Origin of the sequence: Legionella sp. (assembly GCF_047605385.1) — a bacterium.
Classification (GTDB): Bacteria; Pseudomonadota; Gammaproteobacteria; order Legionellales; family Legionellaceae; genus Legionella.
In genome coordinates this window covers 13,604-31,152 of the sequence record NZ_JASGFU010000014.1, presented here as the reverse complement: position 1 = coordinate 31,152, position 17,549 = coordinate 13,604, and the positions used below count along the sequence as shown (strand labels likewise).

Below are 17,549 nucleotides of genomic sequence, written 5' to 3'. Positions count from 1 at the left end.
GGCATAATGGGTATTGAATTAAATGTAGCTATAGTAGGCGCAACAGGTGCTGTAGGTGAGGCATTTTTAACTGTTTTAGAAGAGCGAAAGTTCCCTATAAAAAATCTTTACCCTTTAGCCAGTGAACGTTCAGTGGGTAAAACAGTTGGATTCCAAGGTCAGCAATTGGACGTTTTGGATTTGGCAGAATTTGATTTTGCTGAAGTAGATATTGCTTTATTTTCTGCTGGTAGTGCTGTATCAAAAAACTATGCACCTAAAGCAGCTGCGGCAGGTTGTATTGTTATTGATAACAGCTCAAGCTTTCGGTATGAACAAGATATTCCTTTAGTAGTACCCGAAGTAAATGCTCATTGCATTGCGCAATATACAAATCGCAATATAATTGCCAATCCCAATTGTTCCACCATTCAAATGGTTGTGGCTTTAAAACCACTTTATGATGCAGTAGGAATTAGCCGTATTAACGTGGCTACTTATCAATCTGTTTCTGGCACTGGAAAAAAGGCCATTAGCGAGTTGATTCATCAAACTGGCGAATTACTTAATGGACGTCCAGTAAAGTCGGTAGTTTATCCGCAGCAAATCGCCTTTAATGTTATTCCCCACATTGACCAATTTGAGGACAATGGCTATACTCGCGAAGAGATGAAAATGGTTTGGGAAACACGAAAAATTATGGAAGATGACAGTATTATGGTTAATCCAACAGCGGTGCGCGTTCCGGTAATTTATGGTCACTCGGAAGCCATCCATGTGGAACTAAAAAAACCACTGACTGTGGTTGAAGCGCTAGCTCTTCTAGAAAATGCTCCCGGAGTTCAAGTGGTTGATAATATTGCCAAAGCAAGCTATCCAACCGTACTTAAAAATGCAGTCGGTCAGGATGATGTATTTGTTGGGCGTATTCGTCAAGATATTTCTCATCCTAATGGTTTAAATCTTTGGGTTGTTGCAGATAATATTCGTAAGGGTGCAGCCTCCAATGCAGTGCAAATTGCGGAAATACTGCAAAGAGAATACTTATAAATTATTTCCTGGATGCTTCTTGCATTCGGATCATTTATCCCAATATTAAAATCATAGTGAGCGAATATTAGTCATTGAGCTGTTTTGGGTATATACTGAAATTATTATGAGCAGAAATATATTATCTAGTATCGGTAAACCTATCGGCGATTCTTTTAAAAGAAAGCGCAACAGTAATTCTTTGGTTGAAGATATAGATACAGATAGCACAGATACAGGTAGTACAGGTACAGGTGATTTTTCCGGAAGAAAACGTAAAAGTGATTTTTTGGTTGAAGAAACAAGGAGTATGGCGCGAAAAAGGCGCCTTATTGAACAAGATGGGCAGCGGCGTATTGCCAGAGTAGAAGCGAAAGAGCATTCTGATGATGCTGAAGTTACTGGAAATTATCAAGAAGAAGCCTTTAATAATGGCATCAAACAGCATCCCAATCTTAATACTCCTCTTCATGATGGCCGTGATCCTACGGTGAGCGTACTGCCGAATGTAGGGGATGTTAATAGGACCAAATTTGAAAATGAGCGCCGCGAGCAAGAGCAAGAAAAGCAATATCGTCTAGGATATATGCCAGGAAATAAAAATAATTTAAGGCCACAAGGACCTAGGTAATGACCATTGCAGAAGACATCATCAATCATCAAATGCCAGATTTTGATGCCTATGTCCATGCCGGTGAATCTTTAGATGACATTGATGAATATGGTTTTACTCCCTTAATTGAATGTGCGATTACACGACAGCTAAAAATTGCTGAACAATTGCTTGCACGTAAGGTCGCTGTCAATAAAACTGATATCGGTGGTCGTACTGCATTACATTGGGCTGTGGATAATAATGACATAGAACTTGCGCGCTTATTATTGACTAATGGTGCTGATGCTAATGCTTATGAGTCAAGTGGCTTATCAGTATTAGTTTATCCGGTGTTACGTGGGCAAGACTCTATAAAACATCTTTTGTACCAATATGGTGCGAAGCTTGATTTTGCTTTGGATTTTATTAATGGCAAATTGATTGGCCATCGTTTTGAATTAATCGGTGATGTGGATATTGTCAATGGTCAAGGGGTATTTATTGAGCTTAATTATGAAGGATTTATGCTCGAGTTTACGGTTGCAGTCCTTAAAGATTCGCTAAGACGGTTTGTCAGCAGCTATTCCACCCGCCATTTACGGGCATATTTTCCTGCAGTTCATGTGATTATGGATGCATTTACCCATGCAGCCGAGTTGCTGCAGTTTCAGCATCAACCTAAGCTCTTGGAACCTCATTATGAGCGTATGCAGCAAATTTTAGCAGCACCCATGCTCATCCTTCCTGCCGCCAGTCGTGGTCATGCGATGGGATTCGTGCGTTTTGGTCAATTATGGGCAAAAATTGACCGTGGAGAAAATAGCTTAAAAGAAGGTTCAGTGAATATTTATCAAATCACGCATCCTGAAGCATTAAATTTGCAGTTTTTACAGAATTTTATGTATAAGAAACAACCACGAAATTTTTTCCACCAGCAAATTAATCAGCTTTTAGGTTTAGTTCCTGTAGCAAAAATGCCTATTAGTTCACAAATTAGTGGTAACTGTTCATGGGCAAATATACAAGCTATTGTATCGGTGGCTTATTTTATGCAACAGGTTATTGCTTCAAATTCCTGGGATTTTGAGCAAGCTTTGGCTTTGTATGATGAATGGGTTGAGTGGGATAAAGATAGAGCTTTAGATGAATGCATCCAGCGCTTTTACTTAGCAAATCCCGCGCGTAAAGCCAGTATGGCGGCAATGCTAGGTGGAATTTTATTCCAATCTTGTAAATACAATAATCTCAAACATTTAGAGCGTGCTGAAAAAATACTCACTATTTTAACCCTCAAGGAATATGATTATATTCTTAATAGCTATTTTGAAGAATATTGTATTAAGCGCTTGACTATTAAAGGAAACAATCTATTGAAAGTGCTCGAAGATTGTGGTGTCAATCCCAATATAGGAGTTAATCCTATTGCTTCTGAATCATAGAGAGTTCAGCATAATCATCTATACTTAAAAGTGACGGACTTTAATAACAAGGAGAGATTGCTATGTTACAATGGGCGGTTATATTTTTAATCATTGCGATTGTTGCAGGATTATTTGGGTTCCGTGGCGTAGCATCAACAGCCACTAGCATTGCTAAGATGTTGTTCTTTTTATTCATTGTGATTTTTTTAATCTTTTTAATTATGAGTTTTTTTGGAACAGCGACGCCGGTTATACCTTCTTAAACATAGAATAGACGGCGTGGTTTAACCACGCCGTCAACCATCACCATCCTAAAGCGAGGCAATATCAATCACAAAGCGATAGCGTACATCGCTTTTTAGTACGCGCTCATAGGCTTCATTGACCCGGTTAATTGGGATTAGCTCAATATCGGAAACAATATTGTGCTTGCCACAGAAATCGAGCATTTCTTGAGTTTCTTTGATGCCTCCAATCAGCGAACCTGACAAGCTCTTACGGGCGCTAACGAGTGAAAAGGCGTGAATAGGTATTTCATCTGCAGGTATGCCAACCACGACCATAGCACCATCACGTTTTAATAATGCTAAATATTGGCTCCAATCCAATTTGGCCGACACGGTACAGATGATAAGATCAAAATAATTATTTAGTTTTTCAAAAGTTTTAGGATCAGAGGTTGCATAGAAGTGGTCTGCGCCAAAGCGTTTCGCATCAGTCTCTTTATTCATGGAGTGGCTAAGTACAGTCACTTCAGCACCTAGAGCATGAGCTAATTTCACGCCCATATGGCCTAAACCACCGAGCCCTAGGATTGCTACATGTTTACCAGGACCTGCTTTCCAGTGCTTTAATGGTGAGTACAAGGTAATACCAGCACAAAGCAAGGGCGCTGCAGCATTCATGGGTAAATTATCAGGCACATGAAGGACATAATTTTCATCTACCACGATTTTGGTTGAATAACCTCCTTGAGTAGCTTCGCTACCATCACGCGTTCTACTGTTGTAAGTGAATGTCGCACCATCTTCACAATATTGTTCTAAATCTTCTTTACAGTTTTCGCATTTGCGGCAAGAGTCTACAAAGCAACCAACACCAACGGTATCTCCTTCTTTAAACCGAGTGACACCATTGCCTATCTTGGTCACTACTCCAATAATTTCATGGCCAGGAACCATAGGAAATGTAGCTCCACCCCATTCATCACGAACTTGGTGGATGTCTGAATGGCAAATACCACAGAATTTAATATCAATTAATACGTCATGTTTCCCTACTTCACGACGATTGAATACATAAGGAGCGAGAGGTTTTTTAGGGCTTTGAGCTGCATATCCTTTTACAGGTATCATTATTTCACCTTTTTGTAAGTTGGGTTCTTGTTGTAAGATAGGATGCTTCTTATAAATCGTCAAGGCCAGGGAATGAGAAATAAGAGAAGAAGACAATCCCCTTCGGTTACAAAGGGGATTGCTGATATTATTTCTCTACGTGTTCTTTAATCGATGTAGATTCTTTCCTTTTATTACTACTCTCATTGCTACGCCCAGAAGTAGCACGTGAAGATGTTTGTTGGCCTTGGTTTGGTCTTTTACGATTTTGTTGTGAAGTAGAGGAACTTGCATTAGTCGCTGCATTGATATTACCACGTTGTTGCTGAGGGCGACGTCTGCGATTGCCTTGTCTTCTATCACCACTTTGGTTACGAGATGATTTATGACCTTGCTCTTGGTTACGAACCTGCACTTTTTTTGTGGGTATATGGCTCGTAGTTGTAGAAGTTTCAGCATATCCGCCAAATAAACTACTCCATAAGCGCTTGATAAAACTGATTTGGTACGTTTTTTCTGAATGACCAGTAAATGGTTTTACTGCAGGCTCATCGCGAGCAGCTAACTCTTGGTCATTGCTGGCAATATGCACTTCAGGCTGTTGAATTAAGGTGTAACTTGGTTTCTTTGTTTTACCTACATTATCCTCTTTCAGACGGGTGATTGTGTATTGCGGAGAATGCATGTAAGGGTTAGCAATAATCACAACAGCTACAGCATGTCTTTTTTCAATGTCTCTGATAAAATTACGCTTCTCGTTCATAATGAATGTAGCCATTTCTGGAGGCAGCTGCACTTGAATTTCAGCAGTCTTTTCCTTTAAGGCTTCCTCTTCAATGAGACGAGTAATTGATAAGCCATGTGATTGGATATTACGAACGGTACCACGACCTTCACAGCGGGAACATACTTCTTGTGCTGCTTCACCCAAAGATAATCTTAGGCGTTGGCGAGACATTTCTAATAAGCCAAAACGTGAAATACGACCTACTTGGATACGTGCTCTATCGGCTTGCAATGCTTCTTTAAGGCGGTTTTCAACATCACGTTGATTCTTGCTGGAATTCATATCGATAAAATCGATAACAACTAACCCACCTAAGTCACGTAGACGTAATTGGCGCGCAATTTCATCAGCTGCTTCAATATTTGTATTAAAAGCAGTTGCTTCAATGTCAGTACCGCCAGTAGCTTTCGCCGAATTTATATCAATTGATACCAATGCCTCAGTGCGGTCAATCACCAATGCACCGCCAGAGGGTAGCATGACCTGACGCTGATAAGCGGTTTCGATCTGGCTTTCAATTTGATAGAAGTTAAATAAAGGAATACTGCTATTATATAACTTCAGATTAGGTAAAAACTCGGGTTTTACGCGCTCAATGTATTGCTTTGCTTTAATGTAAGAAATCTGGTCATCGATGATAATTTCACTGATTGATTTACGTAAATTATCGCGAATTGAACGAATAATCACATCACCTTCCTGATGAATCAGGCAAGGAGCCAGTTCAGTATTATAAGCTTGTTTTATTGATTGCCATTGGTTGCAGAGCATGTTCAAGTCATCTTGTAACTCTTCTTGGTTCTTACCAACACCTGCAGTACGAATGATTAAGCCCATATCTTCAGGTAAGGTTAATGCATTTAAGGTTTCACGTAATTCATCACGCTCATCGCCTTCAATACGTCGTGAAATGCCACCTGAACGTGGGTTATTGGGCATTAATACAAGGTAGCAACCAGCGAGTGTAATAAAAGTAGTTAAAGCCGCCCCCTTGCTGCCGCGCTCTTCTTTATCTACCTGAATCAGTAATTCTTGGCCTTCACGAATTAATGAAGTGATTGGTGGGCGATCATCGCCAAAATCAGCTGGATTTTTGCTAAGGTATTCTGGTGCAATTTCTTTAAGAGGCAAAAAGCCTTGACGTTTTGCGCCATATTCTACAAAAACGGCATCTAAGCTTGGCTCACGACGTGTTACCGTGGCTTTGTAGATATTACCTTTCTTTTTTACCTCACCTGGACACTCAATATCCAGATCAAATAAGTGGTTGTTTTTAATAAGCGCAACGCGTACTTCTTCAAGTTGCGTTGCATTGATTAACATTTTTTCCATTTGTAACCTCTAATTAGGGCGCTTTATTTAAGTTGCGATAGTGTAAGGCTCATAAGGTCTCAGAGGTTCATCTTTTGAACAGTAAGAGCAGTGATCTTTAAGCGAATCCTTAGCCTTGTGGACAGACTTTACGCATGTTCCCTGAACAATAAGAGGTGCATACTGTGAAATATACTGAATATGAACTAGGCAGGTTAAAATGAAACGTGCGAAAGGCCCGAGATAATTCGTAGTCGGTATAAAGCATGTCTGGCATGCGTAGGTTTCTGTCGAGTAAGTGATCAATTTGTCTCTGGCATCGGTTCGCTTCCTTATATCTATAAGCTTAAATGGAAGCGCTGTTTTTCTGTAACTAATTACCTTTACATATAGCCTATTATCTATTGTATTGCACTATGTTGGCATACTCAAAAGAAAGGAAGGTGGTAAATAGTTACGCTTTTTTTATATTTATGCGTTATAATTCGGTTGCATGAAATTATTATCATGCTATAGGCGATCATATCAAAAAAATACGGCTCAGAAAACAGGTTTATTGACAATGAGTGAAGTAAGTTATAGAGAAATAAGTAATGAGGAAAATGGCCAACGTCTGGACAATTACTTAATTCGCATTTTAAAGGGTGTTCCCAAAAGCCATATTTACAGAATTATACGTGGTGGAGAGGTTCGGATAAATAAGAAAAGAGCTCAGGTGAGTTCACGTTTGCATGAAAGAGATGTGGTCCGTATTCCACCAATCCGTATTGCAGAATCGAAAGAAATCTTCGTTGGTGATTCGTTGGCAAAACGTTTAAAAGAGTGCATTATTTTTGAAGATAATTGTTTCTTGGTAATTAACAAGCCCTCAGGGATTGCTGTGCATGGCGGTAGTGGTGTCAGTCTTGGTGTTATCGAAGCCTTACGCAAAATGCGTCAGGATTTAACTTATTTGGAATTAATCCATCGTTTGGATAGAGAAACTTCAGGCTGCTTGCTGCTCGCTAAAAAGCGCAGTACTTTAAGAGCGCTGCATGCCTTATTAGAAGCACGTGAGGTGCAAAAAAGTTATTGGGCTTTATTAACGCACTGTTGGGAAGGAAAGAAACAAATAACCGTCCGTGCGGCACTTGAAAAAAGTGTTTTAAAATCAGGGGAGCGTATGGTGTTTGTTAATGAAGAGGGGAAAGCTTCAGAAACATCCTTTAAATTGTTAGAGAATTACCAACAAGCATGTTGGGTAGAGGCAAGTCCTAAAACAGGGCGTACCCATCAGATTAGAGTTCATAGCGCTCATTTAGGGCATGTGATTGTAGGTGATGAAAAGTATGGATCACTTGCAGGTGAAGTTGAGGGAGTAGATAATCGTCAACGTCGTCTTTATTTACATGCACGTTCAATTCAATTCGAGTTGAATGGAATAAAGCATTGTTTTCAAGCTAATGCAGAAGAACAATTTTCTAACACACTAAAACTGTTGCGTGCGAGGAGTGCAGTAAGTGATGAGCAATCCATATGATTTGGTTGTGTTTGATTGGGAAGGTACTATAGCAGATACGTTAGGCGCTGTATTTCACACAGTGGCTATTGAAGCTGAGGCACTGGGCTTTGGTACTTTTGACTTCAATGAAGCAAGAAATTATGTGGATTTGGGTTTAGTTAAAGCATTGAAAAAAGCGTATCCCAATTTATCTGATACACAACACGAGCAACTAATACGAGCAGTACAACATTCCATGGCTATTCATGCCTCAGAGATTTGGTTAATTCCTGGTACACGTGAGTTTATCCAAAAATTGCATGATGCCAACATTACGATGGCTATTGCTACAAATAAAGGCCAACAATCTTTAGCACGGGCATTACAGATTTCCGGTTTAGATAAATTTATTACCGTGACCCGTTCTGCAGGACAAACTGCAGCAAAGCCTTGTCCACAGATGCTTGAAGAAATTATTGCTGCAGTAGCGAGCAAAGCGTCAACAACCCTGATGATAGGTGATTCAATTACCGATATGGAAATGGCAAAAAATATCCATGTTACTGCGATAGGGGTAGACTTTTATCACCAGCAAGGAGCGGCCTTAAAAATGGCAGGTGCTGCCGCGGTATTTGATGATTATCAATTATTAGCTGACTATTTAAATCTGTAATGGTGATTTGGGTTAAATAAAATGTGATGTGCTTTTCTAAATCTATAAAATTAGCGCTGTGCGGCTAGCTTACAGTGCGATATCAAAGATAACTATAGATTAATCTACTTTTTTTAAGTTAAAGTTACCTAGTGTGCAAAGGGGAGTATGAAGTGTTGAGTACAATTACCAGTTTACCGAATTTATTAACGTTACTGCGTATTTTATTGATTCCAGTATTGGTCATTATCTTTTATTTGCCATTCAAATGGGTAAATGTAGTTTCTGCAGGTATTTTTGCCGCGGCCAGTTTCACTGATTGGCTGGATGGATACCTGGCACGTAAATTAAAATTGATGTCGCCATTTGGTGCGTTTCTTGACCCGGTTGCAGATAAATTATTGGTTTCAACGAGCTTGTTACTTTTAGTGGGAGCTAAGGACATTAATTACATTACTATTCCAGCAGCTATTATTGTTGGGCGTGAAATTGTTATTTCTGCATTACGTGAATGGATGGCAGAAATAGGAAAGCGAACAAGTGTTGCGGTCGGTTATATTGGTAAAGTAAAAACATTATTGCAAATGCTCGCATTATTTTTATTATTAGCGTTTAATCCATTGAGCTCTTGGTGGGGTTCATTTGGTTTTGTCTTGCTATATGTGTCAGCTATTTTAACTATTTGGTCTATGGTTGTTTACTTAGCGATTGCTTGGCCAGAATTAACCAAAAAAAATTAAATTTATTGTTGACAGGGTTTAAAAAATCAGTAGAATGCACCCCGTAGAGACGCGGGAATAGCTCAGTTGGTAGAGCACAACCTTGCCAAGGTTGGGGTCGCGAGTTCGAGTCTCGTTTCCCGCTCCAAATTAAAGCGACGACAATGTCGCTTTTTTTTTAGAGCAATAAGATGTACATGTACTTGCGAGTCAAGTATCAGACTGAGGCTGTGTGGCAGAGTGGTCATGCAGCGGCCTGCAAAGCCGTGTACGCCGGTTCGATTCCGGCCTCAGCCTCCACATAATAAAAAATGCCCAGGTGGCGAAACAGGTAGACGCAAGGGACTTAAAATCCCTCGGTGGTAACACCATGCCGGTTCGATTCCGGCCCTGGGCACCAATTACACATTTTGTAATTGTTCGCAAGAGTTCAAATTAGTACGTAACTGATTGATAAATAATAAAATAATATAGACTTTCCTCTCTCAAATCGTTCTCAACTATTCGTAATTTTTCGCATATAGCCGCGAGAACTTTGGGTAAGATTTTGGGTAAGGTTTTTTGTAACCTTCTCCTCCAGTTCTTCCAAAGTTACCGCTTAGTTGAGGTAATTTATAATGTTAACTGACTCCTATATAAAATCTTTGAAGATTGGTGATAAAAAACGCCATACTGATCTCTATGGTTTGGTATTAGAACTAAGACCAAGCAAGAATAAACTCAATAAGGTATTCATTTTCCGTTTTCAATGGAATAAAAAGCCACAAACAATCACTATCGGGAAGTATCCTAGTGTTTCTCTTGCTGATGCTCGGGCCACTGCTTTGACTTATCGAGAGTTGGTGGATAAAGCGATTGATCCTAGAGTGAAAGACTCTGAGGACGAAGTTGAACGGATAATTTTTAAAACAGTTGCTGAACAATGGTTTCAAAAATATAAGGGTACATGGAAAGAGGTTGCTTTTAAACGTCATAGAAAAAGCCTTACACGCGATATTTATCCTTTCATTGCTGACAAAGCGATTGATGATATAGCCAAGGCCGATTTATTGAATATTATTCAACAACACGAAGAACGCGGGCATCATGATGCAGCTCACCGAGTCTTTGCCAGATTAAAAGCCATTTTTGAATTTGCTGTTGGTGCATCTATTACCAGCAATTATCCGTTCATTGGATTACATAAAGCACTTGTTCCAAAGCCCAAAGTTGTAAATCAGCCAGCTATTAGTTCGCATGAAGCGCATGATATGTTAGCGATTATCAGTAACAGCAACGCTACAAAAATTACGAAACTTTATATTGAACTACTTGCTCACCTATTTACTAGACCCTCGGAACTGCGGCTTGCTCAATGGAGTGAATTTAATTTTCATGAAGCAGAATGGCACATTCCTGTTGAGCGCATGAAGATGGCCGTTGCACATTGGGTTCCGCTATCACCACAAGTTTTGAAATTACTGAGGGAGTTAAGACTGATTACTGGTTTTACGCCATACCTCTTTAATTCCCCTTCCTTAAACAAACCCAAACCAATTAGTGAAACGAGTATTCGCAAACTTTTGCATAGTTGCGGATTTAAAAATCGTCATACAGCTCATGGATTTCGTTCTCTTGCTTCAAGTGTATTGCATGAAAAAAGTACTTTTAGGAGTGATGCTATCGAGGCTCAATTAGCTCATAAAGTACAAGGGGTGAGAGGTATGTATTTACGTGCTGATTTTAAAGAGGAACGTAGAAAATTAATGGAGTGGTACAGCGATTGGATTCAAACAAAGCAAGATCAAATATTTATAACTCAAGTAAAGTGAGATAATTATGAGCAATTACAGTAAACCAGTATCAACTCAAGAAAGAGAACGAGATATTAGGAAAGATTTGCTTAGGGAGTATGGATTTAATCCTTCTCCTGAACAATTTAAGGAAATGACTAAACCTTGGGAAAATTATATTAATGGGTATAACATTATTTCAACTTTTGATGCAGTCAAAGCAAAGAAATATGTAGACTCATTGATTAATAAATATACTAAAATGCTGGAACAAAACAAAAAATTCAATGAATGGAACAAAGATCTTCAAATATACCTAAATTATTTCCACATGGATGATCTATTTTTAAGTATGGAAAGTCCAGCTGAATTTGACGAGAGAAAAAAGTTTGAAGAAACAATCTTCTCTTACTGCATTCAAGCACGTATTAGTTTACTGAAAAAAACTCGATCTTTTCTTCTAAAAAATAAATCTGCTGTAGTCAATCCAAAATATCTTGAAGAAGCCGCTATACACGCACTTTTTGTTTTTGCTAAGCGTGAGCTGGATTTAAATCAGGGGGGTAAGGGAAGTGGCAATAAAAATCAACGCATTAATTTTGCAATGATTATTAGTGGACTTGAATCAATAGATACAGTGGAAGATTACTACAGCCGATATAAAGTATTACAAGATGCCACAGAGGAAATTCCCGATGACTTACTTATCTAACTAAATGTAAACTGGGGATTTTTTATTTTTTAAACAAAAAGATTAATTAAAATCCCCGAACTCTTTCAAAAAAACCTCCTTTAAAACGGCGAATTTACTCTTTCTTATTGAGTTACCATTGTTCTCATGGATCCTTGAGAACGATTCATGTCTATTTAATTTTTTAATATCTTGAGAGAGTAAAATATGCCAAACGATCCTATTTTTATTTACCCCAAACAGACTCGAAAAATGCTAGGGGTGGGAGCAACTAAATTTTATGAACTTAATAAGCTACCTGATTTCCCAAAAACCAGAAATCCTTTGGGTAAACGTCCAATGTATCTCAGAAAAGAAATAGAGGACTGGGCTGCAGGACTTGCTGCTGAAAATCATTAAAAAAGTAGGTTTACTTATTTTTGTAAGAAAAGAGTAAACCAAAAATTAATATCTCGAGGGCGGCAACCTTCGAGACTATATTGAGTACTTAACATGAAAGAGTTTAATACAATTTTAGATCAAATTGAAGTTGCGTTTTCAAATAATGATGTAAGAGGAAAACCTGTTTACCAGAATATTAGTGCTAGAACATGGGTAGCTAAAATAAGAGAATGCCTTGAAGGTAGTAAAGAAGGATCTCATTGGCTTCGAACCACTTTAAAAGTTAATAATGATACAAAGCAATGTTTGGGAAGAAGCACTGAAAACACATTAAGCTTAGCTAGTGTAGTTGTTATTGATTGTGATAAACGTATTAACATTAATGGTGAAGAGGTTGAGGGCGCACCAGATCCGTTGCAAGTGAGTCAAATCCTGAAAGATCTTAATTTAGCTCATATATTGCATGGATCTCATTCACATTATACGAGCGAGAAAGGTCATCGTTATCGAATAGTGTTATGTACTGATTTACCATATAAAAAAGAGCAATTGGCTCCAACAGTAGAATCAATTATCTCACAAATCAATGTAGTTCTAGCCGGGTTGGGAAGTGATTTATTAGCTAATGCAATTGAAAATTCAACTTGGTCACAAGGCTGGTATTGTCCACGTAAGCCCACGGGTAGCAAGATAGAAACACTTTATTTCGAATATACGGAGGGGCAACTTGTTGATGTTATCAATCCACTAGAGGTGCCTCCTACTAGTTATGTTTTTACACAACCTTTATCCAACAAGCCAGAGCAAATATCTGTTATCCACGCATTTAACGAGCAGAGAAATATTGAAGAATTACTAAGTTATTATGGTTATACACGTATATTGTCTCATAAATGGCTTAGACCAAATTCTTCCTCTGGAATTCCAGGGATCACAATAAAAGGAAATAAATTTTATAGCCATCATGCGGATGAGTTTAATGATGGATATTGGCATGATTGTTTTGACTTATGGCGAGTAATGGAAAAGTTAGATTTAAAAGATGCCATTGCTAAAGCTGCTCAAACAACATATGCGCCAGATGGAGGCACCGTAGATGAGTTTAACAAGAGCTTGGCTAATAATGGGGTGTTACCATCAAATATTAAATTTAATGTGTATCAGCCGTTTGATAATAAATTATTACCTGTCGATGATATTCCATATGATTCACTACCCGAGCAGATGGAAACCTTTATCAAAGAGCAAGCAGAAATTCGAGGATGTCCCCCTGATTTTATTTTAATCTCGGTATTATCACGTATGGGGGTATTATTTGCAGGAAAATTAAAAATAGCAATGACCAGACATACTAAGTGGCATGTTACTCCTAATTTTTTCTGGATAATGGTCGGGCCTCCCTCATCCGGTAAATCCAATGCATTAGACGCAACAGCAAGTTTTATAAAAAGCATCAGTGAGGAGGCGGAAAAAGTTTATAACAAAAATCATGAGCTGCATAAACAAAAGCTGGATTTACTGCAAAGAAAATTAAATACGGCAATGAAAGGGTTAGATAGAGAAAATGTAAAAACGCAGCCTGAACAAAATAATGTGGATATTTTCGAAACAAGAATTAAAACACTTCAACACGAGATTAATATTCTGCTCGCTCAAGCACCCAAATGCAAAGTATATACTGTCAATCGAACTACATTTGAAAAACTCATATTAATTATGAAAGATAATATTGATGGGATTATGCTGGAACTTGATGAAGTAGCTCCGTTGTTCATACGGTTATCAAAAGATGAATATTGTGAAGAGAGGGGATTTTACTTAACTGCTTATAATGGGAATGGATCTTATAGCTATAGAACGATTAGCAGGGGAACGGATTACATTGAAAGGGTAATAATAAGTATTATTGGGGGTACTCAACCGGGGAAATTAGAACGTGTTGTTAACGAGATGAAAAATAACTTAACAAACGATGGATTTTTGCAGCGTTTTCAAGGTGTGGTTTATCCAGATACTAAAATTCGATTGTCTCAAGATAAGCAAGGCGAAGAAGAGTTAGAGAGGAAATGGAACATTTTATTGGCAAGTTTAAATAATATGCCACCTGATGAAATAGTTGTTCGTTTCGATGATGAAGCACAAGAAGTATTTGATTATTGGCGAGAAGAAACTACTATTCAAGCCTATGAGATGGAGCCTCATTTGAGTGCACATGTTGGAAAATCTTATGAATTTGTTGCTGCGCTTTCGGTGTATTTATTTCTTTATGAAAAATGGGGACGTATATCAGGTGAGCAATATATACCTGTTGATTATATTCTTCGTGCAATTAAACTGGGGGCTTATTTTTTAAGTCATGCAAAACGGATGTATGGTTTGGCATATAAAGATGATATTCCTGCAAGGTCTTTAGCTAACAAATTACCACTTTTAGGTTCTTTTTTTACTCGATCTCAAATCAGAGATAAAGATTGGTCTAATTTAACTCAGAAAGAGGATCGACTGGAGGCCATTAACAAATTAATCCAACGAGGATATATTTCTACAAAAACAAATGGCAAATATTATATTAACCCAGAGTGTCTTGTAGAGGAGTAAATTTTTATTTCTCTTTAAATGTTATACCCACAAAACCCACATTTGCTGTTTTTTGATCGAATGTGGGTTTTGTGGGTGTGGCAATAGGACATATTTTAAAAATATTGATGTAAATTGAGAAAAAACTTGTGATATGGTGACAGAGTTAGATGCGGTATAATTGTCTTAATTTCCTGTTAAATACAGGAAAAATACAGAAAAGGACAATTAAAAATGGCGACATTTAAACCGGGGCAGTCTGGAAATATATCGGGTAGGCCAAAAGGGCGTCCAAATAAAAATACACAATTGGTAAAGCTTTTGGAGGCACATTCAGAAGCATTGGTTAACAAAGTTATTGATCTAGCTCTTTCGGGCGACCCTATATCGCTTCGATTATGTATCGAGCGCTTGATTCCAAAGGTAAAAGATAAATCTGCTGCCATTATTATGCCTGATCTCAGTACTATTGAGGTTGAAAACGCAATACCAGAAATGCTTAACTCACTTGCAGGTCAAGAGATTTCTATACCTGAACTAAAGGGACTAATAGATATTATACAAACGCATGATGACACAAAAAAGCAACCTGTCATGAGTTTGAAGCTCAATACAAAAGATCCTAATGAGGCTGCCCGTATATATGCTGAAATTATGAAAGGGGGCGGTAATTCCCCCATTTAAAGATGAGTTGGTTAAGAACCGCTTTGATTTCAATAGAGTTTTCTTTCTCATCATGAGAAATTTTAAATCCAGTAATAGCATGAACATGGACTATTTTCATTTTATTATCCATATCAATAACGATACTACCAATATCAACAAGTGCTTGGTTTATGGTAGCCATTAACTCAATAGTGCATAGACCTGTATCTGAACATGCATCCCACGTTTTATACATGTTTATCGCTTTCCAAGGAAATTGGTTATTGAAATCGGGGTACCAATAATCATCATCAAGAAGAATGCCGTTTGCATATGCTGAAATTTTTGTAATATTCGATTGATAATCGGATTTAATTTTAACTAATGGTACTTCTTCTAATGGACAATCTTGTGGGTTTATAATCGAACCACCATTATTGCATTGAGCTTGGTATCCGTAAATCCACCATTTAGTCATATCATTTTGTCTTGCTTCCCAAAAGCGAGATTCATAATCATATGATCCAAATCCAGGGGGGCTGATTCCAAGAATTGGGCTTGTGGGGTAATCAACGTTTCCATAGGAGCATCTATTAGGATAAGAATAAACTGTAGTGGGATTCTGATAGCTAGAGTCTATCCGAGTAAGAAAATAGATTCCTTTTTTTACGGTGCCTTCAGAATAAATCTTTCCCCAATACTCGAGATGTTCTCCAAAAGCTTTACATGAGCTAATACGTTTATCTTTGGAGCATTCAATTTTTTCTGGGCAATACAATACCTTGGGTGGTTCTTCTGCCAATACATTATGGGATTGAAGTAACATTGCCAAAGGGGCAATGATAAAAAATAACAATTTTTTCTTGTTCATTTTTTTCTCGGTTAGTTAAGATTATTCTTTAAGAATCCAGTTCTTAACTATTCCCTGTTTGTTATTATTGTTATTTAGTCCCAGTAAAATAGAATGGATATATTAATCAATTCGCCTCATTTGAGCCAAAATTTGATTAGCTAGATCACGCTTATCGATTAAATGATCATCCCACTTATTGGTCTCTTTTTTCTGCCGTCCTGCAACAAAGCCAAAAGAACGGCCATTATCCAATTTGTGAGCTGATTTAGCAAATATAGGGGCAGGAATAAACCATAGGTAATCCCAAAGATCTCCCAGCTCCATGTCGAAATAACAAAAAATGAGGCCAACAGAATAGTGTTCAATCATATTTCCTGCCTTGACAGTGGCAGTGAATGCCTGATTAGGTTCAGAGCCATAACGACTTTTTACTTGTACGTACATTGTCTTAAGGCTGCCTTTTTCCTTTATTATAAGATCGATGCCATCATCATCAGAGATAGGTTTGTAACAGGAGAGGTTAGTATCGCCATATAAAGTAATAAGCTCTGCTATACGAGCTTCTGCAATATCGCCTTTTTGTTTAGTAGAAACCTTATGTTTTTTTGTATCCTCGGGTAATATGAGATTTTTTTGAACCAAATCAGGATTTAATGCAAAAACAGAAGGGGCTACCTTTAAAAAACAAGATTTGTGTTTTTTTTCGTTAATATCAACGATTAATTGTGCATTCATAGTAGCTTCAGGGGTTTTTCCAGCCGTTTTTAGCCATCCTTTCTTTAGAGCTATAGCAGTAATCTCTTTGCTGTGTAGAGACCTACCTGTTTCTTGTAAAATTTGAAATGCAATCTTTTTAAAAGTACTCATTTTATTCTAACCTCATAAATAAAAATCTAATATCAACTCCTTTGATTAATATTTATCCATTCTTGCGCGAGCTTCGTATAGTACCTTATTCCTTAAAAAATAGCATCTCCCGGGCGTGGTTCTGTTAGGCGTTATACGATGTACTTATGCTATGGAGAAAAAACACCCAAATCTTATTAAAATAGGCAAAAGAATCCGAGAACTACGGAAGAAACGTGGTTTCTCTCAGGAGGATTTCGCTGCTGCCGCACAATTAGGCCGGAGCTACGCAGGACGGGTAGAGCGTGGCGAGCAAAATATTTCAATTCAGAGCCTAATCCAAATCGCGCTTACGTTAGAAGTTGAAGTAGGGGAAATTTTTCCTCCTTTAGAAGACTTACATACACCGTATAGGAAAAGATTAAATAGCGAATCAATCGATATGGTAGATAAATAAAAAGCCACTTTTGTTGTTTT

At 38.0% G+C, this 17,549-nt stretch carries 17 protein-coding genes and 3 tRNA genes; 16 read left to right on the top strand and 4 right to left on the bottom strand.

The annotated features are described in order from the left end of the window. Positions 1-6 precede the first annotated feature (6 nt). The 4 genes from QM652_RS05000 to QM652_RS04985 all read left to right on the top strand — a co-directional run bounded on the left by QM652_RS05000 (position 7) and on the right by QM652_RS04985 (position 3,287). Positions 7-1,029, top strand: coding sequence for an aspartate-semialdehyde dehydrogenase (locus QM652_RS05000; protein ID WP_415073458.1), 1,023 nt, complete (start codon positions 7-9; stop codon positions 1,027-1,029). Positions 1,030-1,135: 106 nt separating this feature from the next. Next, positions 1,136-1,639 (top strand): hypothetical protein, encoded by a 504-nt coding sequence (locus tag QM652_RS04995; protein ID WP_415073456.1) that lies wholly within the window; start codon positions 1,136-1,138, stop codon positions 1,637-1,639. Then, entirely contained in the window at positions 1,639-3,042 is a 1,404-nt protein-coding gene (gene ankH, locus QM652_RS04990; protein ID WP_415073454.1) for a Dot/Icm T4SS effector AnkH/LegA3, read from the top strand. The genes QM652_RS04995 and ankH overlap by 1 nt, the downstream gene beginning before the upstream one ends. Positions 3,043-3,104: 62 nt before the next feature. After that, positions 3,105-3,287, top strand: a complete 183-nt coding sequence (locus QM652_RS04985; protein WP_415073452.1) for a DUF1328 domain-containing protein — start codon at positions 3,105-3,107, stop codon at positions 3,285-3,287. A 48-nt stretch (positions 3,288-3,335) separates the two neighbouring features. Here the strand turns inward: QM652_RS04985 and QM652_RS04980 are convergent, their stop codons facing one another. Continuing rightward, complete coding sequence (locus tag QM652_RS04980; protein WP_415073450.1) at positions 3,336-4,379, bottom strand: NAD(P)-dependent alcohol dehydrogenase; 1,044 nt, start codon at positions 4,377-4,379, stop codon at positions 3,336-3,338. A gap of 127 nt (positions 4,380-4,506) precedes the next feature. Further along, the gene (locus tag QM652_RS04975) at positions 4,507-6,477 is read right to left on the bottom strand and encodes an Rne/Rng family ribonuclease (RefSeq protein ID WP_415073448.1); all 1,971 of its coding nucleotides are present in this window, start codon (positions 6,475-6,477) and stop codon (positions 4,507-4,509) included. Between the two features lie 541 nt (positions 6,478-7,018). Here QM652_RS04975 and QM652_RS04970 point away from each other — a divergent pair. The 11 genes from QM652_RS04970 (at position 7,019) to QM652_RS04920 (ending at position 15,412) form a co-directional block, all read left to right on the top strand. Further along, positions 7,019-7,975, top strand: coding sequence for an RluA family pseudouridine synthase (locus QM652_RS04970; protein WP_415073446.1), 957 nt, complete (start codon positions 7,019-7,021; stop codon positions 7,973-7,975). After that, the gene (locus tag QM652_RS04965) at positions 7,959-8,609 is read left to right on the top strand and encodes an HAD family hydrolase (RefSeq protein WP_415073444.1); all 651 of its coding nucleotides are present in this window, start codon (positions 7,959-7,961) and stop codon (positions 8,607-8,609) included. Before QM652_RS04970 ends, QM652_RS04965 begins: the two co-directional genes overlap by 17 nt. A 155-nt stretch (positions 8,610-8,764) precedes the next feature. Beyond that, positions 8,765-9,328 (top strand): CDP-diacylglycerol--glycerol-3-phosphate 3-phosphatidyltransferase, encoded by a 564-nt coding sequence (gene pgsA / locus QM652_RS04960; protein WP_415073497.1) that lies wholly within the window; start codon positions 8,765-8,767, stop codon positions 9,326-9,328. 51 nt (positions 9,329-9,379) lie between these two features. Further along, positions 9,380-9,455, top strand: a tRNA-Gly gene (locus tag QM652_RS04955). A gap of 78 nt (positions 9,456-9,533) precedes the next feature. Beyond that, positions 9,534-9,607 (top strand) — tRNA-Cys (locus QM652_RS04950). 13 nt (positions 9,608-9,620) lie between these two features. Then, a tRNA-Leu gene (locus QM652_RS04945) sits at positions 9,621-9,707 on the top strand. Positions 9,708-9,924: 217 nt separating this feature from the next. Further along, positions 9,925-11,118 (top strand): tyrosine-type recombinase/integrase, encoded by a 1,194-nt coding sequence (locus QM652_RS04940; protein WP_415073442.1) that lies wholly within the window; start codon positions 9,925-9,927, stop codon positions 11,116-11,118. Between the two features lie 7 nt (positions 11,119-11,125). Next, positions 11,126-11,791 (top strand): hypothetical protein, encoded by a 666-nt coding sequence (locus QM652_RS04935; protein ID WP_415073440.1) that lies wholly within the window; start codon positions 11,126-11,128, stop codon positions 11,789-11,791. Positions 11,792-11,977: 186 nt separating this feature from the next. Continuing rightward, positions 11,978-12,169 (top strand): helix-turn-helix transcriptional regulator, encoded by a 192-nt coding sequence (locus QM652_RS04930; RefSeq protein ID WP_415073438.1) that lies wholly within the window; start codon positions 11,978-11,980, stop codon positions 12,167-12,169. A 93-nt stretch (positions 12,170-12,262) separates the two neighbouring features. Continuing rightward, positions 12,263-14,749 carry a DUF3987 domain-containing protein gene (locus tag QM652_RS04925; RefSeq protein ID WP_415073436.1) on the top strand — a complete coding sequence of 829 codons (2,487 nt, stop codon included), beginning with the start codon at positions 12,263-12,265 and terminating at the stop codon, positions 14,747-14,749. A gap of 213 nt (positions 14,750-14,962) precedes the next feature. Beyond that, positions 14,963-15,412: a DUF5681 domain-containing protein gene (locus QM652_RS04920; RefSeq protein ID WP_415073434.1), complete on the top strand. Its 450-nt coding sequence runs from the start codon at positions 14,963-14,965 to the stop codon at positions 15,410-15,412. Here the strand turns inward: QM652_RS04920 and QM652_RS04915 are convergent. Both QM652_RS04915 and QM652_RS04910 read right to left on the bottom strand, forming a co-directional pair. Then, entirely contained in the window at positions 15,381-16,244 is an 864-nt protein-coding gene (locus QM652_RS04915; protein WP_415073432.1) for a hypothetical protein, read from the bottom strand. The genes QM652_RS04920 and QM652_RS04915 overlap by 32 nt on opposite strands. 102 nt (positions 16,245-16,346) lie before the next feature. Then, a complete protein-coding gene (locus tag QM652_RS04910) occupies positions 16,347-17,093 on the bottom strand; it encodes a group I intron-associated PD-(D/E)XK endonuclease (RefSeq protein ID WP_415073430.1) in 747 nt (248 codons plus the stop codon). Between the two features lie 151 nt (positions 17,094-17,244). Here QM652_RS04910 and QM652_RS04905 point away from each other — a divergent pair, with 151 nt between their 5' ends. Continuing rightward, positions 17,245-17,529: a helix-turn-helix domain-containing protein gene (locus QM652_RS04905; RefSeq protein WP_415073428.1), complete on the top strand. Its 285-nt coding sequence runs from the start codon at positions 17,245-17,247 to the stop codon at positions 17,527-17,529. The last annotated feature ends 20 nt before the right edge of the window (positions 17,530-17,549 follow it).